The 24,921-nt window shown below is 67.6% G+C and carries 23 protein-coding genes; 22 read left to right on the top strand and 1 reads right to left on the bottom strand.

Annotated elements, in window-relative coordinates; all coding sequences use genetic code 11:
• Positions 1 to 422: 422 nt before the first annotated feature.
• The 16 genes from infC to VF167_12840 all read left to right on the top strand — a co-directional run bounded on the left by infC (position 423) and on the right by VF167_12840 (position 18,815).
• Complete coding sequence (gene infC, locus VF167_12765) at positions 423 to 983, top strand: translation initiation factor IF-3 (protein ID HEX6926284.1); 561 nt, start codon at positions 423 to 425, stop codon at positions 981 to 983.
• A 64-nt stretch (positions 984 to 1,047) separates the two neighbouring features.
• Entirely contained in the window at positions 1,048 to 1,242 is a 195-nt protein-coding gene (gene rpmI / locus VF167_12770; protein ID HEX6926285.1) for a 50S ribosomal protein L35, read from the top strand.
• 40 nt (positions 1,243 to 1,282) lie between these two features.
• On the top strand, positions 1,283 to 1,639 hold the full coding sequence (rplT, locus tag VF167_12775) for a 50S ribosomal protein L20 (protein HEX6926286.1): 357 nt from the start codon (positions 1,283 to 1,285) through the stop codon (positions 1,637 to 1,639).
• A 133-nt stretch (positions 1,640 to 1,772) separates the two neighbouring features.
• Positions 1,773 to 3,248, top strand: a complete 1,476-nt coding sequence (locus VF167_12780; protein HEX6926287.1) for an RsmB/NOP family class I SAM-dependent RNA methyltransferase — start codon at positions 1,773 to 1,775, stop codon at positions 3,246 to 3,248.
• A gap of 90 nt (positions 3,249 to 3,338) precedes the next feature.
• Positions 3,339 to 4,361 (top strand): phenylalanine--tRNA ligase subunit alpha, encoded by a 1,023-nt coding sequence (pheS, locus tag VF167_12785; GenBank protein HEX6926288.1) that lies wholly within the window; start codon positions 3,339 to 3,341, stop codon positions 4,359 to 4,361.
• Between the two features lie 213 nt (positions 4,362 to 4,574).
• On the top strand, positions 4,575 to 6,950 hold the full coding sequence (pheT, locus tag VF167_12790; GenBank protein ID HEX6926289.1) for a phenylalanine--tRNA ligase subunit beta: 2,376 nt from the start codon (positions 4,575 to 4,577) through the stop codon (positions 6,948 to 6,950).
• Positions 6,934 to 7,248, top strand: coding sequence for a hypothetical protein (locus VF167_12795; protein ID HEX6926290.1), 315 nt, complete (start codon positions 6,934 to 6,936; stop codon positions 7,246 to 7,248). Before pheT ends, VF167_12795 begins: the two co-directional genes overlap by 17 nt.
• Complete coding sequence (locus VF167_12800; GenBank protein HEX6926291.1) at positions 7,248 to 7,592, top strand: cell division protein ZapA; 345 nt, start codon at positions 7,248 to 7,250, stop codon at positions 7,590 to 7,592. Before VF167_12795 ends, VF167_12800 begins: the two co-directional genes overlap by 1 nt.
• Positions 7,593 to 7,857: 265 nt before the next feature.
• Positions 7,858 to 9,423 carry a ribonuclease Y gene (gene rny / locus VF167_12805; GenBank protein ID HEX6926292.1) on the top strand — a complete coding sequence of 522 codons (1,566 nt, stop codon included), beginning with the start codon at positions 7,858 to 7,860 and terminating at the stop codon, positions 9,421 to 9,423.
• 262 nt (positions 9,424 to 9,685) lie between these two features.
• Entirely contained in the window at positions 9,686 to 10,504 is an 819-nt protein-coding gene (locus VF167_12810) for a TIGR00282 family metallophosphoesterase (protein ID HEX6926293.1), read from the top strand.
• Positions 10,505 to 10,686: 182 nt separating this feature from the next.
• Positions 10,687 to 11,598: a bifunctional methylenetetrahydrofolate dehydrogenase/methenyltetrahydrofolate cyclohydrolase FolD gene (folD, locus tag VF167_12815; GenBank protein HEX6926294.1), complete on the top strand. Its 912-nt coding sequence runs from the start codon at positions 10,687 to 10,689 to the stop codon at positions 11,596 to 11,598.
• A 14-nt stretch (positions 11,599 to 11,612) separates the two neighbouring features.
• A complete protein-coding gene (locus VF167_12820; GenBank protein ID HEX6926295.1) occupies positions 11,613 to 12,512 on the top strand; it encodes a farnesyl diphosphate synthase in 900 nt (299 codons plus the stop codon).
• A gap of 73 nt (positions 12,513 to 12,585) precedes the next feature.
• Positions 12,586 to 14,511 (top strand): 1-deoxy-D-xylulose-5-phosphate synthase, encoded by a 1,926-nt coding sequence (gene dxs, locus VF167_12825; protein ID HEX6926296.1) that lies wholly within the window; start codon positions 12,586 to 12,588, stop codon positions 14,509 to 14,511.
• Between the two features lie 5 nt (positions 14,512 to 14,516).
• Entirely contained in the window at positions 14,517 to 15,428 is a 912-nt protein-coding gene (locus VF167_12830; GenBank protein ID HEX6926297.1) for an NAD(+)/NADH kinase, read from the top strand.
• A gap of 200 nt (positions 15,429 to 15,628) precedes the next feature.
• Complete coding sequence (gene clpB / locus VF167_12835; GenBank protein ID HEX6926298.1) at positions 15,629 to 18,265, top strand: ATP-dependent chaperone ClpB; 2,637 nt, start codon at positions 15,629 to 15,631, stop codon at positions 18,263 to 18,265.
• A 94-nt stretch (positions 18,266 to 18,359) separates the two neighbouring features.
• Positions 18,360 to 18,815: a hypothetical protein gene (locus VF167_12840; GenBank protein HEX6926299.1), complete on the top strand. Its 456-nt coding sequence runs from the start codon at positions 18,360 to 18,362 to the stop codon at positions 18,813 to 18,815.
• A 13-nt stretch (positions 18,816 to 18,828) separates the two neighbouring features.
• Here the strand turns inward: VF167_12840 and mce are convergent, their stop codons facing one another.
• Entirely contained in the window at positions 18,829 to 19,233 is a 405-nt protein-coding gene (mce, locus tag VF167_12845) for a methylmalonyl-CoA epimerase (protein ID HEX6926300.1), read from the bottom strand.
• 90 nt (positions 19,234 to 19,323) lie between these two features.
• Between mce and trxA the strand changes: the two genes are divergently transcribed.
• The 6 genes from trxA (at position 19,324) to lspA (ending at position 24,884) form a co-directional block, all read left to right on the top strand.
• Entirely contained in the window at positions 19,324 to 19,656 is a 333-nt protein-coding gene (gene trxA, locus VF167_12850; GenBank protein ID HEX6926301.1) for a thioredoxin, read from the top strand.
• A 205-nt stretch (positions 19,657 to 19,861) separates the two neighbouring features.
• Positions 19,862 to 20,716 (top strand): 16S rRNA (cytidine(1402)-2'-O)-methyltransferase, encoded by an 855-nt coding sequence (gene rsmI, locus VF167_12855; GenBank protein HEX6926302.1) that lies wholly within the window; start codon positions 19,862 to 19,864, stop codon positions 20,714 to 20,716.
• 75 nt (positions 20,717 to 20,791) lie between these two features.
• Positions 20,792 to 21,031 carry a hypothetical protein gene (locus tag VF167_12860; protein HEX6926303.1) on the top strand — a complete coding sequence of 80 codons (240 nt, stop codon included), beginning with the start codon at positions 20,792 to 20,794 and terminating at the stop codon, positions 21,029 to 21,031.
• Entirely contained in the window at positions 21,028 to 23,562 is a 2,535-nt protein-coding gene (locus VF167_12865; GenBank protein HEX6926304.1) for a helicase C-terminal domain-containing protein, read from the top strand. The genes VF167_12860 and VF167_12865 overlap by 4 nt, the downstream gene beginning before the upstream one ends.
• A gap of 225 nt (positions 23,563 to 23,787) precedes the next feature.
• A complete protein-coding gene (locus VF167_12870; protein HEX6926305.1) occupies positions 23,788 to 24,390 on the top strand; it encodes a fumarylacetoacetate hydrolase family protein in 603 nt (200 codons plus the stop codon).
• Positions 24,387 to 24,884 carry a signal peptidase II gene (gene lspA, locus VF167_12875; GenBank protein HEX6926306.1) on the top strand — a complete coding sequence of 166 codons (498 nt, stop codon included), beginning with the start codon at positions 24,387 to 24,389 and terminating at the stop codon, positions 24,882 to 24,884. Before VF167_12870 ends, lspA begins: the two co-directional genes overlap by 4 nt.
• The last annotated feature ends 37 nt before the right edge of the window (positions 24,885 to 24,921 follow it).

Raw genomic sequence — 24,921 nt, forward strand, 5'->3', positions numbered from 1 at the left:
CCTTTCTCGGGCCGGTGGCCGATTCTCGGCACTATGGCTGTCTGGAGTGCCGCTGCGTTCGGTGAGAATCGCCACCGTCTGGATACCCGCCTGTAGGGGCGCCCCTTGTGGGCGCCCGCACGCGGATGCGGCAAATCGGTGGCGTCCGGAACCCTCAATTTTTGCGCACGGGCGGCCACAACGGCCGACCCCACAGGCGGGTATCGCGATGAGTGTTGGCGGGCTGATGCCGGTCCACGGTATGGGGAGGATGCCGTGTCCTCATCTTGACATTTCCGCTTGACGCAGGGTAGATTTCGCGCACAACCTGGTGAAGCAGGAGCCCCGAGCTCCTCACCTTTCGGCTCGCAGCAGGCGACGCCGCCGGGTCCTGCAAAGCTCGTCGTGACCGATCGGGTCCGACGAAGTGGGCGGATCCGTGTATGCGGCTCCGCCCTTTCTGTTTCCGCCTTCATCCGAGAGCCACGGCCATCAACGAGAGAACGCGCGTCAATCAGCAGATCCGGATCAGCCCAGTCCGGGTCATCGACCAGCATGGGGAGCAGATCGGAATCCTTCCGATCGAGCGAGCCCTTGAGATCGCCGAGGAGCAGGGGTTGGATCTGGTCGAGGTGGCGCCGATGGCGCGTCCGCCCGTTTGCCGGATTATGGATTACGGGAAATTCCGCTACGAGGAGCAGCGGAAGGCCCGGGAGGCGCGCAAGAAGCAGCACCAGGTTCAGATCAAGGAAGTGAAGCTCCGCCCGGGGATCGAGGAGCACGACTTCGAGTTCAAGCTCCGCCATGCCCGGCGCTTCCTCGAGGAGGGGAACAAGGTCAAGATTACGATGATGTTCCGCGGCCGGCAGATGGCCCATCCGGAGCTGGGTCGAGAGGTGCTCGACCGGGTGGTCCAGGAGGTCGCCGACGTCGGGAAGGTGGAGTCCAGCCCGACTCTGGAGGCGCGCAGCATGACCATGGTTCTCGCCCCGATCAAGGGGTGAGCCGGTCCGCGCCGCACCACACGAACACCGCCCAGGCGGTGTGCAGATCGAAAGAGATATTCTTATGCCAAAGATGAAGACGCACCGCGGCGCTGCAAAGCGCTTCAAGAAGACCGGTTCCGGCAAGGTGAAGCGCTCGCAGGCGTACACCAGCCACATTCTGACGAAGAAATCTCCGAAGCGGAAGCGGCATCTGCGGCAGAGTGCCCTCATCGACAAGGCCGACGAGAAGCGCGTGAAGCGCCTCATCCTGGCCTGAGCGGCCCGACTTCGCAAACCCTTTCGTTCGAGATAGAATCATGCCTCGCGTTAGCAACAACGTGGCGCGGCTCAAGCGCAAGCGCCGCATCCTCAAGCATGCGAAGGGCTACTTCGGCCGCCGCAAGAACCTCTACAAGACGGCCAAGGAGGCGGTCGAGCGGGGGTGGGTGTATGCCTACCGCGACCGGAAGAATCGGAAGCGCGACTTCCGCCGGCTCTGGATCATGCGGATCAACGCCGCCGCCCGGGTGCACGATCTCTCCTACTCGCGCTTCATGAACGGGCTGAAGCTCGCGGGCATCGAGATCAACCGGAAGATCCTGGCGGACCTCGCCATCCGGGATCCGAACGCCTTCGCCCGCCTGGCCGAGGCGGCCAAGGCCCGGTTGAGCTGAGGCGAATGTCGGTCATTGAAGGGCGGCGTCGGGGGGCTCCTCGACGCCGCCTTCGTCTTTTCTTCCCTCATCGCGCGCTGGCGAGGACCGGCCTGCGCTCTTGCTCGCGAGGGGAGCACCGGGAGGGGGCGGCATGAGCCGTCGTGGCCGCCGCAGCAGGGGCGAGCGGCGAGGTGTGGCGGAAGCGGGGGCGTTCGAGCTCCCTGCCGGATTCCGCGAGCGGATGGCGGGGCTCCTGGGCCCGGAGACGGAGGTCTTTCTGGAAGCGCTCTCGGCTCCGCCGAGCGGCCTGCGGGTCAACACGCTCAAGGTTCCGCCGGAACGCTTGCGGGCGATGGCTCCTTTCGAGCTGGTACCGCTAGAATACCCGCCGGAGGGCTTTCTCGTAGCCGAGGGCGAGCGCCCCGGTTCGCACCCGTACCATGCCGCGGGCCTGTACTATCTGCAGGATCCCGGTGCGATGGTCGTGGGCGCCGTTCCCGACCTGCCGGAGGGGGCGCGGGTGCTGGATCTGGCTGCGGCGCCCGGGGGAAAGTCGACCCACCTGGCGGCTCGCCTGGCGGGTCGCGGCGTGCTGGTCGCGAACGACGTGGTTCCGGCACGCGCCCGGGAGCTCGCCGGCAACCTGGAGCGCTGCGGGGTGCGCAACGCCGTCGTCACGGCCGAGAGACCGGAGCGCTTGCGGGAGCGATGGGGCGGCTGGTTCGACGTGGTGCTCGTGGACGCCCCCTGCTCGGGAGAGTCGATGTTCCACAAGAGCGCGGCCGCTCGAATGGAGTGGTCGCCGGAGGCGGTCCTCGGATGCGCGCGGCGCCAGCAGGAGCTGCTGCGCGACGCCGTGGAGCTGGTGAGGCCCGGGGGTGTGCTGGTGTACTCGACCTGCACCTTCGCTCCGGAGGAGAACGAGGGGGTGCTCGCTGCCCTGCTGGAGCGTCATCCCGAGCTCGAGCCGATCGACCCGCCCGCGATCCCCGGGGCGGAGCCCGCCCGGCCCGACTGGGTCACGCCGCCGGCGCCGCCCTCGGTAATGCGGGCGATCCGCCTCTGGCCGCACCGCGTACCCGGCGCCGGACACTTCGTGGCAATCCTCCGCCGCTCAGACGGACCGCTCGCCGACGACGCCGGCCAAGGGCACGATGCCGCATCTCCCGCCGCCCATGCGGCGCCTCCAGCCGCTCGGCCGACCTCCGCGACGCTCAAGGCCATGGCGAACTTCTTCGAGGAGGTGCTTCCCGGCCTCGACCATAGCCGGCTGGATGTTGCGCAGATTGGTGACCAGCTCCAGGCCCTTCCTCCCGTGTGCCCTGCACTGGCGCGACTGCGCGTTCTGCGGACCGGTTGGTGGCTGGGCACCGTGCGGAACGGGCGGTTCGAGCCGGCTCACAGCCTGGCCATGGCGATCGATCCGGCGCTGGCCGCGCAGCGCATCGACCTCGCCTCCGATGATCCGGTCGGCGAGGTGGAGCGCTACCTGAGGGGCGAAACTCTGCGCTCCGCCGGCGAGGACGGCTGGGTGCTGGTCTCGGTGGACGGCTTCTCACTCGGATGGGGGAAGCGCACGGGGGGCGTGGTCAAGAACCACTATCCGAAACGCCTCCGCCGACGCTGAGCCCGCCTCTGCGGGGGTAGCCAAAGGGGAGGGGTATCCGCAAATTACGCGGTTCGAAACGAACGGCGATCACGGGCGAAATCTCACGGAATGGTGAACGACCTGAAGGAGCGGCTGAGTCTCCTGGAGAGCCAAGGCGAGGCGGCGATCGAGCGCGCAGGGAGCGCGGAAGAGCTGGAGCGACTCCGGCACGAGCTGCTGGGTCGTAAGGGGCGCCTGACCGGCGTGCTGCGCGGTCTGGGGCAACTTCCGCCCGAGGAGCGGCCGGTGGTGGGTGCGGAAGCCAATCGCATCAAGGAGCGACTCACCGCGCGTTTCGATGCACGCCAGGCCGAGCTGTCCGAGGCGCCGGAGACCGCCCCTCGCGACGACCTCACGCTGCCCGGGCGAGCGCGCTGGAAGGGAGCCGCCCATCCGGTCAGCATCGTGGTCGACGAGATCTGCGAGATCTTCCGCGACCTGGGTTTCGCCCGCGTGCGGGGGCCGGAGGTCGAGACGGTCGACTACAACTTCATCAAGCTCAATACGCCCCTGGACCATCCGGCGGCGGATGAGCACGACACCTTCTACCTCTCCGATCGGGTCGTGCTGCGGACGCACACCTCGCCGGTGCAGGCCCGCATCATGGAGAGGTATCCGCCGCCCGTGCGGGTGGTCGTGCCGGGAATGGTGTATCGCCGCGATCCCTTCGACGCCTCCCACGCCCCCGCCTTCGAGCAGCTCGAGGGGTTGGCCGTCGACGAGGGGATCGACTTTCGGGACTTCCGGGCCACCATCGGTGAGTTCGCGCGGCGCTTCTTCGGCCCGAAGACGCGCACCCGGTTCCGGCCGTCGTTCTTCCCGTTCACCGAGCCCTCCGCCGAGGTCGACGTGTCCTGCCAGATCTGCGGCGGGGCGGGCTGCAGCGCCTGCAAGCGCACCGGGTGGATGGAGATCATGGGCGCCGGCATGGTCGACCCGGCCGTCTTCGAGGCCGTCGGCTACGACCCCGAGCGCTACACCGGTTACGCCTTCGGCATGGGCCCCGCGCGCATCGCCATGCAGCGCTACCGCATTCCGGACATCCGGTTGCTGTACGAGAACGACGTGAGGTTTCTGGAGCAGTTTGGGTGAGGATCCGTTGTACGTTATCCGTGTTCGTTATCGGATATCCGGTCGAAACGAGGCGTCTGGGTCTCTCTCGCCTCTGAACAAATCGCCCTTGAGCCAAACGTCGGTTCCAGACCGACAAAGCAATGGGCTGATAAACGGATAACGGATAGCTGATAACGGATAACGGATAACCCAACGCCGTACGCCGCAGCTTCTTCGCACGCTTACACATAAATGAACATCTCCTACCGCTGGCTTCGCGCGCTGGCGCCTACCATCACCGACACCCCCGAGCAGCTCGCGGAGCGGCTCGGGATGCTGGGTGCGCCCGTGGACGAGCTGACCCGGGTGGGCGCGGAGCTGGCTGACATTGTCATCGCACGCGTGGCCGACGTGCGGCCGCACCCGAACGCGGATCGCCTGCGGCTGTGCATGGTGGACGCGGGCGGTAACGGCGTGCTGCAGGTGGTCTGCGGCGCAACCAACGTGCAGGCGGGCGGCTTCTATCCCTTCGCGCCCGTCGGCGCGTCGCTCCCGGGCGGGGTGGTGATCCGCAAGGCCAAGCTGCGCGGCGAGGTCTCGGAGGGGATGCTATGCTCCGCACGCGAGCTCGGACTCGGGCGGGATCACTCGGGGATCATGGAGCTCTCGGGTGAATGGGCGCCGGGCGCCTCCTTCGTGGAGTCGCTCGGCCTCGACGACGCGCGCCTCTTGATCGATGTGACCGCGAACCGGCCGGATCTGCTGTCGCATCTCGGTGTGGCGCGTGAGCTGGCCCCCGGCGGTCAGGCAGATCTCCGGCTGGAGCCCTTCTCGTCCGGCGCGGGGGATCTGGAACTGGTGGAGACCGGTCACGAGGGGGAGACCGGCGGCGTGAGGATCTCCATCGAGGATGCCGCTCGCTGCCCCCGCTATACCTCCGCCGTGATTCGCGGCGTGCGGGTGGGCCCCTCCCCCGAGTGGCTGGCTACGCGCCTGCGGACGATCGGCCTCCGTCCGATCAACAACATCGTGGACGCGACCAACTTCGTCCTCCACGAGCTGGGTCAGCCACTCCACGCCTTCGATCTCGAGCGCCTCGGCGGGCGCGTGGTCGTGCGCCAGGCGAGGGCGGGGGAGAGGCTGCGCACGCTCGACGGGGTGGAGCGGGAGCTGGACGAGGGAATGTTGGTGATCGCGGACGCGGAGCGGCCGGTGGCGCTGGCCGGGGTGATGGGTGGTGAGGACACCGAGGTCACCGACGCCACCTCCGACGTACTCCTGGAGTGCGCCCTTTTCGATCCCAGGGCGGTGCGTCGTACGGCGCGCGGCCTGGGGATGTCGACCGACGCCTCCTATCGCTTCGAGCGCGGGGTGGACCCCGAGCTGCAGCCGCTGGCGCTGCGGCGAGTCGTGGATCTCATCCTTTCCGTGGCCGGGGGCGAGGTCGTGCGCCCCGGGGTCGACGTCCATCCCGGTCGCGTGGAACGGACCGTCGTCGAGCTGCGTCCTGCCCGTGCGGAGCGGGTCCTTGGCGTTCCGGTACCCCCCGAGGACGTCTCGCGTCTGCTCGAGCCGATCGGGTTTGCGGTTGCGAACGGTGGAGAGAAGCTGCGTGTTACTGTCCCTGGCGCGCGGCCGGACGTCACTCGCGAGATCGACGTGATCGAGGAGCTGGCGCGACGGCGCGGCTATGATTCTTTCGATGAGCGGCTGCTCCCGCTGCGGCCGAGCAATGCGCCTCCGGATGGCCTGAACACGGTGGCCACGGCGGTGCACCAGCTCTTCCGCCGCTGGGGCTTCCTCGAGGCCCGCACCGCCGGGTTCGCCCCCGCGCGCGAGGACCGGGTTCCGCTGCTGAACCCGCTATCCAGCGAGGAGAGCCACCTGCGCAACGACCTGCTCTCGGGACTTCTGCGGCGACTGGAGCACAACTGGGCGCACGGCGTTCGCGACGTGCGACTGTACGAGATCGGCACCGTCTTCCTCCCGGGTGAGGGCGAGATGCCCCGCGAAGAGATCCGGGTCGCCGCCGTCGCCACCGGCGCCCGGCAGCCGCAGCACTGGAGCGGCACGCGAGAGGCGTGGGACCGGTGGGATCTCAAGGCGCTCTTCGTGGAGCTGGCCGAGGTGCTGCGTCTCGGCACGGTGAGCGGCGGAGAAGGAGCCCCCGACGCGGGGTTGCTGGTCGCCTCCGAGGTCTTCAGCGCCGGTGGCGGTGCCGCCGAAGCTGGCCGCGTCCGCGACGACGTGATGGATGCGCCGCTGTGGGCCGAGCCCGTCTGGGCAATCGAGGCGCGCCTACCCGAGATTCTCGCGCCTCAGGAGGTCCGCTATCGCCCGCTTCCAGAGCATCCGGCGGTGGAGCGTGACCTGGCGCTGGTCGGCGACCGCGGCCTCCCGGCCGAAGCGGTCGAGCAGGTCATCCGCGAAGCGGCGGGAGAGTTGCTGGAGACGGTGAGGCCATTCGATCTGTACGAAGGGAAGGGAATTCCGGAGGGGGAGCGCAGCATCGCCTGGCGCCTCCGCTTCCGTCATCCCGAGCGGACCTTGACCGACCCGGAAGTGGATCGCGCGATCGAGGCGGTGCTCGGGGCACTGCATCAACGACTGAATGTCCGTCGGCGCTGAGGGAACCGGCCGGGCCGAGTTGCCGCCCGAGTGGGAGCGCTTGGAGCGCGTGGCCGAGGCCGCGGCCGCCGAGGTCGTCTTCTGGCGTCGTCGGACGGCCGAGGCAGAGGAGGAGATCGCCCGCCTGCGTAAGGCGCTCGAGGAGCTGGCGGCGCTTCAGGGCGACGGCCCGGCGGGCGACCGTGAGCAGATCGTTCGCCTGAAAGCCGAGAACGCGGCGTTGCAGAGTCGGATGCTGCAGGCGCGCAAGCGCGTGAACGCCTTGTTGAAGCGGCTGACGGCGCTGGAGCTGGATTGATGGCTGGATCGAAGTCTCTGAAGACGAGCGTCACCGTCGAGATCGCGGGAGAGAAGCACGTCCTGCGCTCCGACGCACCCGTCGAATACACCCATTCCGTCGCCGCGCACGTGGACGGAACGATCCGTTCGCTGGGGAGGGCGGATGGCCTCGAGCCGCATCGGACCGCTATTCTCGCGGCGATGGTGATCACCGACGAGCTCTTCCGCACCAGAGAGGAGCTGCGTGCCCTCCGCGAAGAAATCGAGCGGCGTGCCGCGCTACTGGCCGACCGCCTCGAGAGGGCGACATCGCCGGGGGACGGGCCTCCCAGCGCGGAACCCAACCCCGGCGAGATCGCGTAAACTTTAGTAGGCGCCGGTATCGCCCCGTCTCAATCCCCCGCCGTCTGGCGCGCGACCCGTAGGTTCAATTCCTCTGAAGGCTTGCGCGCTGTCGAGCCGATCCCGTATTGTTGCTACAGGAGTCCCCTTTTCCTTCCCGCACTGGTTCCACCGCGGCGATCGCAATTCCGGTTTCTCGCCGAAACATAGACGGGGAACGGAAGGGCGACTAATCCATCAACTTCCTGATCGTCATTCGGGCACTGCCCGGGTCGAGATACATCGTATGGAAATTCTTCTGTCGGCCGCCGTTGCGGCGATCGTCGGCATCGGCGTGGGCTATGTAGCCGGACGCTCGCTGCTGCTCGCCCGCCTCCGGCGCGAACGCGCGACGGCTGAGGAGGAGGCGGAACGAATCCGGTCTCAGGCGATCGTCGAGGCCGAGAATCTTCGCAAGGCAGAGGTCCTTGCGGGCAAGGAGGAAGCCTTCCGCGCCAAAGAGGAGTGGGAGCGGGAGGAGGCTCGCCGGCGAGAGGATCTGGAGCGTACCGAGCGGCGCCTGGACGAGCGCGCGGAGACGCTCGAGCGCAAGCTCCAGATGCTGGACGAGAAGATCCAGGCGCAGGACGAGCGGGCCACCAAGCTGGCGCAGCGTGAGAAGTCGGTCGAACAGCGCGAAGAAGAGCTGGAGACCCGCATTGCGGAGGTGCGGAAGCGGCTGGAATCCCTTGCCGGGCTGAGCGCGGACGAGGCGCGACGCCAGCTCGTGCAGGAGATGGAGGAGGCGGCGCGGTCGGAGGCGGCCCAGCGCATTCGCGAGATCAAGGAGGAAGCCAAGCGCGACGCGGATCGCGAGGCGAAGAAGATCATCTCGCTGGCCATCCAGCGCATCGCCGCCGATCACACGGCGGAGACCACGGTGTCGGTCGTGGCGCTGCCTTCGGACGAGATGAAGGGGCGCATCATCGGTCGTGAGGGGCGGAACATCCGCGCCTTCGAGCAGGCGACCGGGATCGACGTGATCATCGACGACACTCCCGAGGCCGTCGTGCTTTCGGGATTCGACCCGGTGCGCCGCGAGGTGGCGCGCATCGCCCTGGAGAAGCTGGTCGCCGACGGGCGGATCCATCCGGGGCGCATCGAGGACGTGGTCGCGAAGGCCAGGAAGGAAGTGGAGACCTCCATGCGCGAGGCGGCGGAGGAGGTGCTCTACGAGCTGGGTCTGCACGGTATCCATCCCGAGATCGTCAAGGTCCTCGGGCGGCTGAAGTTCCGCACCTCGTACGGCCAGAATCAGCTGCTACACGCGAAAGAGGTGGCGCTGCTGGCCGGCAACATGGCCGCGGAGATGGGCTTCGACGTGCAGATGGCCAAGCGCATGGGGCTGCTGCACGACATCGGCAAGGGCCTCACCCACGAGCACGAGGGGACCCACGTGGAGCTCGGGTGGAACCTGTGCAAGAAGCACGGGGAATCCGAGCAGGTCCTCAACGCCATCAAGGCGCACCACGACGAGGAGCCGCACCTCTTCCCCGAGACGTTCCTGGTCACGGCCGCGGACGCGATTTCCGGCTCGCGGCCGGGGGCCCGCCGCGAGAACTTCGAAACCTACGTGAAGCGACTCGAGCGCCTGGAGGAGATCGCGACCTCCTTCCCGGGCGTGGAGCGCTGCTTTGCCATTCAGGCCGGTCGGGAGCTGCGCATCATGGTCACCCCCGACGAGGTCTCCGACGAGGACATGGCCCGCCTCAGCGACGAGACCGCGCGACGCATCGAGGCGGAGCTGCAGTACCCCGGTCAGATCAAGGTGGTGGTGATCCGGGAAACGAGAGCGGTGGATTTTGCGAGGTAGCGCGTGCGCGAAGCTGCGCTTCGCGCGGTTATCCGTTACCGATTATCCGCTATCCGTTCAGTTGTGACTTGGCGGCTTTCAGCTGGGGGAGAGCGGCGAGGTTCAGGGATGAGGCCGGGCTTTGACGGAGTGGGTCTCGTGCAGGACTGGCGCTGCGGCGGGTGGAGTGACTATCGTCGAGGCTGAAAGCCAGCGGTCGAAATACGGATAACTGATAACGGACAACGGATAGCCGCCGGCCCGGAGGGCCGGCCGACCACCCATGCGCATCCTCTTCGTCGCCGACGTGATCGGCTCGCCCGGCCGGCGGGCGGTGAAGGGGCTGTTACGCCTGGTTCGATCGCGCTACCGGGTCGATGTCGTGATCCTCAACGGTGAGAACGCCGCGGGCGGCTTCGGGATCACTCCCGAAATCGCCCGCGAGTTCTTCGCGCTGGGTGTGGAGGTGATCACGACCGGCAACCACGTCTGGGACAAGAAGGAGATCCACGAGTACCTGGACCAGGAGCCGCGCCTCCTGAGGCCGGCGAACTATCCGCCGGGGAATCCCGGGCGCGGGGTGGTCATCGTTCCGGTCGGGGCGCGCCGCCTGGCAGTGATGAATCTGCAGGGGCGCGTCTTCATGCCCGCGATCGACGATCCGTACCAGGTGGTGGACCGGTTGCTCGCTGAGGTGGAGGGGAAGGCGGACGTGGTGGTCGTCGATTTCCACGCCGAGGCCACCTCGGAGAAGCAGGCGTTCGGGCGGTACCTCGACGGCCGGGTGGCGGCGGTGGTGGGGACCCACACCCACGTGCAGACCGCCGATGAACGGATTCTCGCCGGGGGCACCGCCTTCATCACCGACATCGGGCTGACCGGGGGGCTGGACGGCGTGATCGGAATGAAGACGGAGATCTCCATCGCCCGTCAGCGCCTCCAGACGCGCGGCGAGCGGATGCAACCCGCCGACGGCGACCTCCACCTGCAGGGTGCCCTCGTGGAAGTCGACCCCGCTACCCGCCGCGCCCGCTCGATCCAGCGCCTGAGCATCCCCTACGCGGTGGTGCTGGAGGGAGCATTTCAGGGCGGGAAATTTTGAATTTTGGATTTTGAATTTTGAGTTATGCCAAATTGCTAGTTACGAATCACGGCCGGCCCCCTGCTGTTATGCTGTTCTGAGAGGCGACCTTCACTTTCGGTAAACAGCGAAGCCGAGCATCGGGCGCCAATTCAAAATTCAAAATCCAAAATTCAAAATTACAATCAGAAATCGTCAGAGTGATGGCCAAGCTGATAGATGGCCTCCGCATGAGCGCGGAGATACGTGCGGAGCTGGCGGAAAAGGTGGAGGATCTGCGTCGTGACGGGATCGTGCCGGGACTCACCGTCGTGCTGGTGGGGAACGATCCGGCGAGCGAGGTCTACGTTCGCAACAAGACCCGGGCGTGTGAGCAGCTCGGCATGAACGCACGCACCATCCACCTGCCCGAAGACGTCGGTCGGGAGGAGCTCTTCGGCGTGATCGACGGGCTGAACGCCGATCCGACGGTCCACGGGATCCTGGTGCAGCTCCCGATTCCGCCTCATCTCCCCTACAAGTCGGTGCTGGAGCACATCGATCCCGACAAGGACGTCGACGGGTTCCACCCCCTCAACAACGGGCGGGCGTTCGTCGGCGATCCGCGCGGCTTCGTTCCCGCCACGCCCGCGGGGATCATGGAGATGCTGCGCCGGGAGGAGATCCCCACGCACGGCCGCCATGTCGTCATCGTGGGCCGCAGCCTCATCGTCAGCAAGCCGCTGATGTCGCTGCTCATGGCGCCCGGGCCGAACGCGACGGTGACGCTGACCCACAAGTACACCACCAACCTCGCGGCCCACACCCGCATGGCCGACATCCTGGTGGTGGCGGTGGGGAAGCCGGGGCTGATCACCGCCGACATGGTGAAGCCCGGTGTGGTGGTGATCGATGTGGGCACCAGTCGCGTCCCCGACGACTCGGAGCGGGGATATCGGATCGCGGGAGACGTGGACTTCGAGAGCGTCTCGAAGGTGGCTTCCGCCATCACTCCGGTGCCGGGGGGCGTGGGCCCGATGACCATCACGATGCTGCTCGCCAACACCGTGGAGGCGGCCCGACGCACCCGCGATGGCATCCCCGGCGCCCCGGACGACGGGCTCCTCCGCGAGTGACGCGGAGCAGGCTCATGGCTCCCTCCGAGCTCACGGCCTGGCTCGAGCAGGAGAAGGAAGCGGTCGACAAGGAGCTGGATGCGATCGCCGAGCGCGCTCGTACGATGGTGTCGCCTTCGCTCGCCGACGCCGTCGAGTACGCCCTGTCGACGCGTGGAAAGCGGATCCGCCCGATCCTGTGCCTGGCGGCGTATCGAGCGGTAGGCGGGAAGGAGTGCGCCGCAATCTATCGGCTCGCCGCCGCCCTCGAGATCGTCCACACGTATTCGCTGGTGCACGACGATCTCCCCTGCATGGACGACGACGACCTGCGGCGGGGTCGGCCGACCGTACATCGGGTCTTCGGGGTGCCGCAGGCGACGCTGGCGGGGGCCGCGCTGCTCCCGCTGGCGGTGCGCGTCCTCGAGGAAGGGGCGATGGGTCTGGGGCTGTCGAGCGAGGTGCGCCGCGCGCTCGTGACCGAGCTCTGTCGTGCCGCCGGTGCCGCCGGAATGGTCGGTGGCCAGCTGCGGGACCTGGAAGCGGAACGGATGGAGGTGGATGCCCGGGGGCTGGAAGAGATCCACCGGGCCAAGACAGGCGCCCTGCTCACCGCCTCCCTCCGCCTCGGCGGGATCGCCGCGGACTGCAGCCCGGGCGACCTGGAGCGCCTGACCGCCTACGGCGAAGCGTTGGGGCTTGCCTTCCAGATCACCGACGACATTCTGGACGTAGTGGGTGATCAGGGCGCCCTGGGCAAGGCTGCCGGGCGCGACGAGCGGCTGCGCAAGGCCTCGTATCCCGCCCTCTTCGGTGTGACCGGCGCCCGGGCGCTGGCGCGCGCCCGCGCGGACGACGCCAAAGCCGCGCTCGAGGGGATCGCCTCCGCCGAGCTGATCGCCCTGGCGGACTATGTCGTGGAGAGGGAGAAGTAAGGTCGCACCTTCGGTGGCTCGTGGTGTAATCCTTGCCGCCACCGGTACGCAACTCAGCAGGAGATAGAACTCAGTGTCCGTTCTCGGCCAGATTCGCTCGCCCGCCGACCTTCGTGCGCTGCCGGCTGATCAGCTGCGGCCGCTCGCCGACGAGGTTCGCGAGCGCATCCTGGATGTAGTCTCGAGCCACAAGGGAGCGCACTTCGGGTCCAACCTGGGAACGGTCGAGCTGAGTATCGCCCTCCATCGTGTCTTCGACACCCCCCGTGACCAGCTCATCTGGGACGTGGGGCACCAGGCCTATCCCCACAAGATCCTCACCGGTCGCAACGAGCAGCTCCCCACTATCCGTCGCAAGGGCGGACTCTCGGGCTTCCTGCGCCGCGACGAGTCGCCGTACGACGTCTTCGGCGCGGGGCACGCGGCCACCTCCATCTCGGCGGCCTGTGGCATCGCCGCCGCACGCGACCTCAAAGGAGAGGATTTCGAGGTCATCGCCGTGATCGGCGATGGGTCCATGAGCTGCGGCCTTGCCTTCGAGGCCCTCAACAACGTTGGCGCCACCGATCGAGACCTGATCGTCGTGCTCAACGACAACCAGATGTCGATCTCGCCGAACGTGGGGGCGATGCACCGCGCCCTCACCAACATGCGCACCAGCCCGTTCTACAACCGGGTGCGCGAGGAGGTGAAGCGGGTGATCCACGCCGCGCCTCGTTTCGGGTCGCTGGGCGGACTGGTCGAGCAGTTCGCGGTGCGCATGGACGACGCGGTGAAGGGGATGTTCGTTCCCGGCATGCTCTTCGAGGAGCTCGGCCTGCGCTACGTCGGTCCGGTGGACGGGCACAACCTCGACAGCCTGATCGAGGTACTGCGCGACGTGAAGCGCATGGAGGGACCGCGGATCGTCCACGTGCTCACGACCAAGGGGAAGGGGTTTGCGCCCGCGGAAGAGGACCAGGTCAAGTGGCACGCCTGCGGTGGCTTCGACAAGCGGACGGGGGCGCCGATCCGCAAGCCCTCCGGGAAGACGCTGCCGCGTTATCAGCAGGTATTCGGCGAAGCGCTCACCGAGCTGGGGAAGAAGCACCCCCACGTGGTCGCCATCACCGCCGCGATGGCCACCGGGACCAGCACCGACATCTTCCAGGCTGCCCACCCGGACCGTTTCTATGACGTCGGGATCGCCGAGGGCCACGCGGTCACCTTCGCGGCCGGGCTGGCTACGCAGGGGATCAAGCCGGTAGTGGCGATCTACTCCACCTTCCTCCAGCGCGCCTACGACTCGATCGTGCACGACGTCGCGCTGCAGGATCTGCCGGTGCTCTTCTGCATGGACCGCGCGGGTCTCGCGGGTGACGACGGCCCGACGCACCACGGTTGCCTCGACATCGCGTACCTTCTGGCCGTTCCCGGGATGACGATCACCGCGCCCATGGACGGGGAGGAGATGGTGGGGCTGTTGCGCCTGGGTGTGGAGTGGCGGGAGGGGCCTTTCTCGATCCGCTGGCCGCGCGACGCCGTTCCCGCCGAGGTCCGGCCGGAGAGCGAGATCCCCCACGTTCCTTACGGGACCTGGAGAGTGCTGCGCGAGGGAGCCGACGTGGTACTGCTGGCCACCGGCACGATGGTCCTCCCCTCGCTCGAGGCGGCCGAGTCGTTGGCCCGGCAAGGGATCGAGGCCACGGTGGTGAACTGCCGCTTCATCAAGCCGCTGGACGAGGCGTGCCTCGCGCGCCTCTTCCCCGCGCACACCCGCGTGGTGACGGTCGAGGAGGGCACGGTGGTGAATGGGTTTGGCGCCTACGTCCGCAGCTACATCGGCGAGCGCTGGCCGTCGGTACGCGGGACCTCGCTGGGTCTGCCCGATCGCTTCGTCAGCCACGGCGAGCGAGGCGAGCTGCTGGTGGAGGTGGGCCTCACGGCGGAGGGGATTGCGGAGCGCGTGCGGGAATTCACGGGCACGGCCCGCGCTCCCTCCCTGCGCGAAACGGCTTGACTCCCGTGTCGGAAGGGACCTTCGTTCCACCCCGACTGATCGGGGTGGTCGGGCACCCGCGCTACGCATCGCTGCACGCGACCTTCGAGCGCGTCATGCGCTTCGCGGAAAGCCGGGGCCTGGAGCTCGCCTTCGAGCCCGAGCTGGTGGACGACGGCTACGACACCTCCCTTCACCTCAAGCCCGAACAGCTCCCCCACCTCGATCTCCTGCTGACGCTCGGCGGTGACGGCACCCTGCTGCGCGGGGCGCGCATGGTCGCGCCCTACGGCGTGCCTGTTCTCGGGGTGAATCTCGGGCATCTGGGTTTCCTCACCTCGTTCGGTCCCTCGGAGCTGGAGCAGGGTCTGGAGAAGGCGATCTCCGGGGAGACCGTGGTGGACGAGCGAATGGTGCTGGAGATCCGCGCCGAGAGTGCGGATGGCGTGGTGCACTCCACCTCTCTCGCGCTCAACGACGCGGTGCTGCACCGGGGCGGGATGGCGCGCATGATCCGGATGGCCGTCTACGCCCACGACGAGGAGGTAGGGACCTACAGCGCCGACGGGATCATCGTCGCGACTCCCACCGGGTCGACGGCATACTCGCTCTCGGCTGGGGGACCGATCGTCTCCCCCATCGTCGATTGCATCATCGCCACCCCGATCTGCCCCCACACGCTGGCGGTGCGGCCGCTCGTCCTCTCGGCCGCGGAGACCGTCACCGTCGAGGTGCTCTCCCCGACCGAGGAGCTCATCCTGACCGTCGATGGGCAGGAAAGTGCCAACCTGGTCCCCGGGGATCGTCTGGTGGCAAAGCGTACCAGGCCGCCGCTGAAGCTCGTGCGGGTGCCCGGCCAGACCTTCTTCTCCACCCTACGCCGCAAGCTGCGCTGGGGTGACCTCCAGGAGCGCGATCAGGATCAATCGAATCGGTAGGACCGATCCCGCCTCCGCTCGGCTCGCCCCAGCCCTTTTCCGCGCCCCAAAAACCGGCACGCTTCTTTCCCTTCGAGCCTGCAGCGCAACTCCGCCCGTCCAAGCCGTTTCGCGGGCGGACGGGATGGAGAAAATCCAGTCCCGGAGCGGCTTTCCAGACCTGAGATCGCTCCGCTCCGGGACTCGCGGAAGGAGTTATCATGGTCAATTTCGATCGTCTGACTGTCAAATCGGCAGAAGCCCTTCAGCAAGCGGCTGATTCGGCTCGCCGCGCCGGGAACCCGGCGGTAGAGGACGTGCACCTGCTCGACGCCCTTCTCGCGCAGGAGGAGGGCATCGTCGTCCCGGTGATCCAGAAGGTGGGCGTGAACGTCACGCGCCTGCGCGACGCCGTACGTCAGGCGCTGGATCGCCTGCCCAGGCAGAGCGGAGGCGCGGCGCAGCCCACCATCTCCCGCGAGCTCAACGAGATCCTGGATCAGGCCGAGAAGGAAGCCCGGGATCTCAAGGATGAATACATCTCCACCGAGCACCTCCTGCTCGGCCTGACCTCAAAGAAGAGCACGACCGCCCGGGATCTTCTCGCGGCGCAGGGAGCCAGTCGCGAGGCCGTGCTCGAGGCGCTGAGGCAGGTGCGTGGCTCACACCGGGTCACGGACCAGACCCCGGAGACCAAGTACCAGGCTCTGCAGCGCTTTTCGACCGACCTCACCGAACGCGCCCGGCTCGGCAAGCTGGATCCCGTCATCGGGCGAGACGAAGAGATCCGGCGGGTGATCCAGGTGCTCTCCCGCCGGACCAAGAACAACCCGGTGCTGATCGGTGAGCCCGGGGTGGGGAAGACGGCCATTGTGGAGGGGCTGGCGCAGCGCATCGTGAGCGGTGACGTCCCTGAGGGGCTGCGCGACAAGACGGTGATCTCGCTGGACATCGGGGCGATGCTCGCGGGGGCCAAATACCGCGGTGAGTTCGAGGAGCGGCTCAAGGCCGTGCTCAAGGAGATCACCGACGCGGAAGGCAAGTTCATCGTCTTCATCGACGAGCTGCACACCATCGTCGGCGCGGGCCGGACGGAGGGCTCGCCTGACGCGGGGAACATGCTGAAGCCCGCGCTGGCGCGGGGGGAGCTGCGCGTCGTGGGCGCCACCACCCTGGACGAGTACCGTCAGCACGTCGAGAAGGACGCCGCGCTCGAGCGCCGCTTCCAGCCGGTATTCGTGGGAGAGCCCAGCGTGGAGGACACGGTGGCGATCCTGCGCGGTCTGAAGGAGCGCTACGAGGTGCACCACGGCGTGCGGATCACCGACGGGGCGATCGTCGCCGCGGCGACCCTGTCGGACCGCTACATCGGCGACCGCTTCCTGCCGGACAAAGCGATCGACCTGATCGACGAGGCGGCCAGCCGCATGCGCATCGAGATCGACTCGATGCCCCAGGAGATCGACGAGGTGGAGCGGCGGATCACCCAGCTCGAGATCGAGCGGCAGGCGCTCCAGAAGGAGACCGATCCGGAAACGCGCGAGCGGCTGCAGCGCCTGGAGTCCGAGATGGCCGAGCTGAAGGAGCGCAGCTCCGGCATGAAGGCGCAATGGCAGGCGGAGAAGGACGCGCTGAGCAGCATCCGCGAGATGAAGGAGAAGCTGGACGCGCTCCGCACCGAGGTCGAGCAGGCGACGAGGGTCGGCGACCTGAACCGAGCCGCCGAGATCCAGTACGGTGAGATGCCCGAGCTGCAGCGGCGGATTGCGGAGGGCGAGGAGCGGCTGCGCGAGCTCCAGCGGGAGAGCCGCTACCTCAAGGAGGAGGTGACCGCCGACGATATTGCAGAGGTGGTCGCCCGCTGGACCGGCATTCCGGTCGCGCGCATGCTGCAATCGGATCGGGAGCGGCTCGCCCGACTCGACGAGCACCTGGCGGAACGCGTCATCGGCCAGCCGGAAGCCACCCAGGCTGTCGCCAACGCGGTACGGCGCTCCCGGGCCGGCCTGCAGGACCCGAATCGACCGATCGGCTCCTTCATCTTCCTCGGGCCGACCGGCGTGGGGAAGACCGAAACGGCGCGTGCACTCGCGGAGTTCCTCTTCGACGACGAAGAGGCGATGGTCCGCATCGACATGTCGGAGTACATGGAGCGCCACGCCGTCGCGCGGCTCATTGGAGCCCCCCCGGGGTATGTGGGGTATGAAGAAGGTGGACAGCTGACCGAGGCGGTGCGTCGACGCCCCTACTCGGTGATCCTGTTCGACGAGATCGAGAAGGCGCACCCGGACGTCTTCAACATCCTGCTGCAGATCCTGGACGACGGCCGCCTGACCGATTCACAGGGGCGGGTGGTCAACTTCCGGAACACGGTCATCATCATGACCTCGAACGCCGGGAGCCCGTTCATCCTGGAACAGGCTGGCAGAATGCACGATCCGGACGTGCGCGCGGAGGTGGAAGCAGCGGTGATGCAGGAACTGCGTCGCACCTTCCGCCCCGAGTTCCTGAACCGCATCGACGAAATCATCGTCTTCCGTCCGCTGAGTCAGGAAGACCTGATGGAGATCGTGGAGCTGCAACTGGCGCGCGTGGAGAAGCTCCTGGCCGAGCGGAAGCTCTCGCTGACGATCACGACAGAAGCGAAGCGCCTTCTGGCCGAGGAGGGGTACGATGTCTCGTACGGGGCGCGACCGCTGAAGCGAACGATCCAGCGGCTGATCATGAACCCGCTCGCGATCCGGGTGCTCGAGGGCGAGTTCGACGACGGCGACCGGATCCTGATCGATCGTGTGAACGGCTCCAACCAGCTCTCGTTCGAAAAGGTGGAGGAGCCTGCCGGGGCGGGAGCCGGATGAGCCGGCGTCGGGTTGACACCGTGGGTGGGACAGGTCTAGCATACCCCGGCCCGGCATATGGCGGGCCCCCACCCACCCCTCGCCTTCGGATTCGGTGAACGACGTGCAGCGACTCTTCTCGGCACTGACGCTCGTGTTCACGCTGGTGCTGGCGGCCGCGTGCAGCTCGGGATTGCGCCCTCCCGCAGGCGGGGTCGGGGCACCTGCGCCGGCGGCCGCGGTGGAGCGCTTCCTGCAACTCGCGGGGGAGGATCAGTACCTGGAGATGGGGTGGTTCTTCGGCACCGCCGAGGGTCCGATTCTGGAGCGTGATCCGCCTTCCGAGGTGGAGAAGCGCATGTATGCGCTCGCCATGGTGCTGCGGAACGGGGGCTACGTAGTGGGCCCCGGTGCGACCGTGCCGGGTCGGGTGGGTGCGGCGCAGCGCTTCACTGTCCGGCTACAGAAGGAACAGAGGCAGGTCGAGGTGCCGGTGATCGTCGTGCGCGGTCCCGGTGAGCGGTGGCTCGTGGAGCAGATCGACGTCCAGGCGATTACCGGCACTCGCTGAGGGCTAGCAGGTATTACTCCGGGGCTTCGACCAGCTCGACGAGGACGCCGTTCAGCGAGCGGGGGTGAAGGAAGGCGATGCGGCGGCCATGGGAACCCTTTCGCGGGCTCTCGTCGACAAGGGCGAAGCCCTCGGCGCGAAGGTCCTCCAGCGCCGCCTCGAGATCCGGGACGCGGAAGGCAAGGTGGTGAATCCCCTGGCCGCGTCGCTCGAGGAACTGCGCCACCGGGGTGTTGGGGCGTGTGGGGGTGATGAGCTCGACGCGCGAGCTCCCTGATCCGAGGAAGACGACTTCCACGTACTGGTCGTCGACTACCTCGCGGTCGGAGGATGAAACGCCGAGCAGGCCTTCCCAGAGAGGGATGGCCTCGTCGAGCGAAGCGACGGCGATGCCAACGTGGTCGAGAGTGCGTTCCATCGGGACCCTTGGTGCAGGTAGTCGGTTCGGCTTTCGAGGTTCAAGCCCCGTCGGTATGCAGGGGCCGTAGATATCTACAGGAGAAGACACATGGCGGAGAACGGCAAGACGGTTACCATCACGGACGAGAACTTCGCGACCGAGATCGAGGGCGCGGAAGGGCTGGCGCTGGTTGACTTCTGGGCGGCCTGGTGCGGCCCGTGCCGGATGGTGGCCCCGATTGTCGAGCAGCTTGCTTCCGACTACGAGGGGAAGCTGAAGGTCGGCAAGCTCGACGTGGACGCCAACATTCGCACCGCCTCGCGGTTCAACGTGCGCTCCATCCCCAGCATCCTGTTCTTCAAGGATGGCAAGCTGGTGGACACGGTCGTGGGCGCGGTGCCGAGGCCGGTGCTGGAGCGTAAGCTGCAGCAGCATCTGTAAGACGAGGCTGTCGGCTGTCGGTAGCCGGGCTTGCAGCGATGGGCCCCCGGGATGTTCCCGGGGGTCCATTTGCGTATCTTCCGGGGCCAGGCGGACGAGGTGACGCCCCGCGCGCCACAAGGGCCGCCCCTACGGGCCGATTCCGTGCCGTGTGCAGGGAGTGGCCGAGATTGCCGGGCTGATAGCCCATAGCCGATAGCCTTCCGTGCCTTCCCTCTACATCGTCTCCACGCCGATCGGCAACCTGGGCGACATCACGCAGCGCGCCATCGAGGTGCTGCGTTCGGTGGACGTCATTCTGGCGGAGGATACGCGCCGCACGGGGATGCTGCTGCGACACCTCGGCATCGAGGGGAGGCTGATCTCGGCCCACGAGCACAACGAGTCCGCGCGGGCGCGGCTGGTGGCCGAGCTGCTCGCGGAGGGGAAGGACGTGGCGCTGGTCTCGGACGCGGGAACCCCGCTCCTCTCCGACCCGGGAGCGCGCCTCGTGCGCAGCGCGATCGAGGCGGGGTTCGACGTGGTGCCCGTCCCGGGCGCCTCGGCGCTGCTCACCGCGCTGGTGGCCTCGGGCATCTCGGCGGATCGCTTCACCTTCTACGGCTTCCTTCCGCGCAGGGGCGGGGCGCGCGACGCCCTTCTCCGGGAGATCGCCCGCTCCCGGTACACGAGCGTGCTCTACGAGGCACCGCAACGGGTTGCTCAGCTCCTCGAGGACCTGCGTGTACACGCCGGCGAACAACGGCAGGTGGTCCTCGCGCGGGAGCTGACCAAGCTCCACGAAGAGTTTCTCCGCGCGCCACTGGGAGAGGCTTTGTGGCGCGTCCGCGAGATCGAGCCGCGGGGGGAGTACGTGGTGATCGTGGAGGGCGCGGCCGAGGATCCGGAGGCGGCAGCGGGCGAGGCCGAAGCCGCCCGCACCCTGGCCCGGGCGCTTCTCTCCGCGGGAGTCTCGCCCAGCACCGCGGCGCGAGAGCTACGCGAGCGGCTGAACATCCCCCGTAACGAGGCCTACCAGCTGGTGCAGGAGATCGCCTCCGGCTCGGCGTCGGATGCCTGACCCGTCCGGCTGGCTCCTTCCAGCTCAAGCGCCTAGATTGGACTCACTTACATGAGCTTCCCGCGCGGCTGAGCGATGACCGTAGACAAGGCAATTTTTCAGGACGAACGCGGGCGAGGTTGGCTCGTGGAGATTCTCTATGGCCATCCCGCCCCCACGGAGCGGGGGATCTTCGCCGCGCGCTTTCTCTGCCCAGAAGACCCCAGCGAGCCTGTGCGGGTCGGCTACATCTTTCAGGCGATGCTCGACCCGCCGCACGAGGAGGCGCTGCGCGAGGCGCTCGCCGAGGCGGAGCCGGCCCGAGCGATCGGATGAGCACGAACTCCGCGGCGCTGATCGCCGACCGTGAGCTCACCCTGAGCCCGGTTGCCGCGGAGCGGATCCGGCGGGAGGTCGCGCGCGCCCATGGCAACGAGGTCTCGTTTCTCGCGCGCGTTGGGGACGACGGGGAACTGTTGGAGCCGCGGGTGGTCGCCCGCGGCAACAGCACGGCCGTGCTGGCAGCGGTGCGAAATCCGGATCCAGGTGGCGTGCTGGTGCACAACCACCCATCCGGGGTGCTCGAGCCCTCGCACGCCGACCTGGCGGTGGCGCAGCGCCTCTGGGAGATGGGGCTCGGCTTTGCGATCACTAACAACGAGGCGAGCAGTCTGTACGTCGTGCTCGCCCCGCCCGAGGAGGGCCCGGCGCGCCGGCCGATCGACCTGGACAGCCTGGAGCGGGACCTGGCGCCGGAGGGACCGATCGCCCGCACGCACGCGGCCTACGAGGATCGTCCGCAGCAGCGCGAGCTGAGCCGGCTGGTGGGCACGCTGTACAACGAGGGTGGGATCGGGATCGCCGAGGCGGGTACTGGAACAGGCAAATCGATCGCCTACCTGCTCCCGGCAATCCGCTGGGGCCTGCTCAACAAGGAGCGGACCGTCGTCTCCACCAACACGATCAACCTGCAGGAACAGCTCGTCCGCAAGGATCTCCCGTTTCTTCGTTCCGCCCTGGGGGAGGACTTCCGCTTCACCCTGGTGAAGGGGCGCTCCAACTACATATCGATCCGGCGGGCACGGCTGGCGTGGGAGAGCGCGCCCTCTCTGCTCCCCGACGATCGGCAGCAGGAGCTGCAGACGATCATGGAGTGGCTGGAGGAGACGCAGGACGGCTCGCTGTCCGACCTGCCGTTCCGGCCATCGGCTGAGGTGTGGGACGAGGTTGCCTCCGAGGCGGACGTCTGCTTGCGCACCCGCTGCCCGCATTTCGAGCAGTGTTTCTATCAGCGAGCGCGCCGCGAAGCGGCCACCGCGGACGTTCTGGTGGTGAACCACCACCTGCTCTTCTCCGACATCGGGGTCCGGCAAGCACAGGGGAATTACGACGCGCCCGCTGTCCTCCCTCGATACGGGCGCCTGATCCTGGACGAGGCGCACAACCTGGAGGACGTCGCCACCCGGCACCTGGGTGCGCTCGTCTCCCGTCGTAGCCTTTTCCGAGTGCTTAGCCGGCTGGAGCACCGCGGCCGCGGAGTGTTTCCCGCGCTGGCCAAGGCGATCACCAGCGGCCGGTGGGACCTGCTGGCGCAGGACGCGGCGGACCTGCTGGCCGAGAAGCTGTTCCCGGCGGTGGAGGGTGCGCGCAACGCGGCTGGCCAGGTGTTCGACCACCTCGAGGAAGTGTTGGGCCAACAGGGTGACGGGGTGCTGCGCATCGACGAACGGTTCAACAGGCATCCGGTCTGGTCAGTGGGCCTCAAGGAGGCCCTGGACAATCTGTTGGTGCACCTGCACACCCTCTTGCAGGGGATGGATCTCCTGCGCGAGCGCATCGTGGTGGACGAGGAGGCGCGCCACGCCCTGGAGGCTCAGCTGCTCGAGCTGCGGGGGGCGGCGAATCGTCTCGATGCCGCCACCTTCGCGCTGCGATCGACGCTGAAGCCGGCAGAGGGAGGGCTCGAGATGGTACGCTGGATGGAGCTGCGCCGCGGTGCGCGGGGCAGGGAGTCGAACATCAGCCTGGCCGCCGCTCCACTCGACCTGTCCGGTATGCTGCGGGAAGCGCTCTTCGACCGTCTGCCCACCATCGTCATGACCTCCGCGACCCTGGCGACCCGACGTGATTTCGGGTTCCTGCGCGAGCGACTGGGGTTGACGGAGGAGCATCCGCTGCGAGAGGCGATCTTCCCCTCGCCCTTCGATTTCGAGCACCAGGCGATGCTGGCGGTGCCGACCGACCTGCCTGTTCCCGGTGGAGAGGTGGATCCGCGTCACGGGGAAGCGACGGTGCGCGCGACCATCGAGCTCGCGAAGATCACCGGCGGAGGGCTGTTCGTGCTGTTCACCTCGTACCGGGCGCTGCGCGAAGCCGCCGGGGGCTTGCGTCAGCGAGGGAGCGATCGGGAGTGGCCACTCTTCGTGCAGGGGGAGGCGCCACGGGCCCAGCTCGTCCAGCGCTTCGTCGATTCGGGTAACGGGATCCTGCTGGGCACCAGCTCGTTCTGGGAGGGAGTGGATGTGCCGGGACGCCCCTTGCGGGGTCTGGTGATCCCCCGCCTCCCCTTCAAGGTGCCCTCCGAGCCGATCACCGCGGCCCGCGTCGAGGCGATCGAGGCGCGCGGCGGCAACGCATTCACCAGCTATATGCTGCCCCATGCGGCGATCCGCCTGAAGCAGGGCCTCGGCCGACTCATCCGCTCGCGCTCCGACTACGGCGTGGTGCTCCTCCTGGACGCGCGCATCGTCAAGAAGGCCTACGGAGCCTACCTGCTCGAATCCCTCCCCCCCGCGCGCACGGTGGTCGGACCGTGGAGGGAGGTGAGGGGGGAGATGGAGGCGTTCTATCGGAATTTTGAATTTTGAATTCTTGATTTTGAATTACGAATTACGAATTACGAATTACTTGCACATGCTCGTCATCCGAGCGAAGCGAAGGATCCCGATCGATGCCAAGGCCCGCGAGGGATCCTTCGCTACGCTCAGGACGACAGAGGGGCTAATGATGGCTGCCAGCAACGAACAAAGTAATTCGTAATTCGTGATTCGTAATTCGCAGTTCGAGGCCCAACATTGGAATATCGAAATTCTGTGAAGATCGTCTGCGTTGGCCGCAACTATTTGGCGCATGCCCGGGAGCTCGGAAACGAGATGCCCGAGCGGCCGCTGATCTTTCTCAAGCCGCCGTCGGCGGTGATCGGCAGCGGTGAAACGATCCTCCTGCCGACGGAGTCCAACCGGGTGGAGCACGAGGCGGAGATCGCGGTGATCATCGGGCGGCGCTGCTCACGGGTGCGAGCGGAGGATGCGCTCGCCTACGTGGGGCAGTATGCTCCGTTGAACGACGTAACCGCACGCGACCTGCAGCGCATGGACGGGCAGTGGACGCGGGCCAAGGGATTCGACACCTTCTGTCCGATCGGGCCGGCCGCGCCCGCTGACGGGATGGATCCGTCCGCGCTGGAGGTAATCGGGCGGGTCAACGGCGAGGTGCGCCAGCGCGGTCGCGCTTCGCAGATGGCCTTTCCCATCCCGGTGCTGATCGAGTACATCTCGGGGATCATGACGCTCGAGCCGGGCGACGTGATCGCCACCGGCACGCCCGCGGGCGTGGGGCCGCTGGAACCCGGGGACACGGTGGAGGTCGAGATCCCCGGAATCGGTATTCTCTCGAACCCGGTGCGCGCACGATGAGCCGTGGTAGAGACCGCCTCCTCGCCGCAACGGTCGTCGCGCTGGTCGCGGCGGACTGGCTGAGCAAGATCTGGGTCACCCGGCAACTCGCGCTGGGCGAGAGCCGTTCGCTGGTGGAGGGCTGGCTCTACGTGGTGCACCGCCGGAACCCGGGGGTGGCCTTCAGCATCTTCGCCGACCTGCCGGAGGGCTGGCGTCTCCCGATCCTGGTGGGCCTGAGTCTGGTGGGTGTCGTGGTGTTCGCCCGCCTGGTGCTGTCCAGTGGGGATATGATCATCCGGGCAGCGGCGACCGTCGTGCTCGCGGGTGCGCTGGGGAATCTTGGCGACCGGCTGCTCAACGGCTCGGTTACCGATTTCATGCTGGTTCGCTACTTTCCCTTCGTCTTCAACCTCGCCGACGCGGCCATCACGGTAGGGGGAATTCTGCTCGCCGTCCGCCTGGTCCTGATGGACGAGGCATTGGAGCCGTCGCCGGCGACGCGCACCCCCTGAACCAGAACGGTCGCAACGTGCCGTCTTCCGCCAGCAG

It is taken from the genome of Longimicrobiaceae bacterium (genome assembly GCA_036375715.1).
Classification (GTDB): domain Bacteria; phylum Gemmatimonadota; class Gemmatimonadetes; order Longimicrobiales; family Longimicrobiaceae; genus DASVBS01.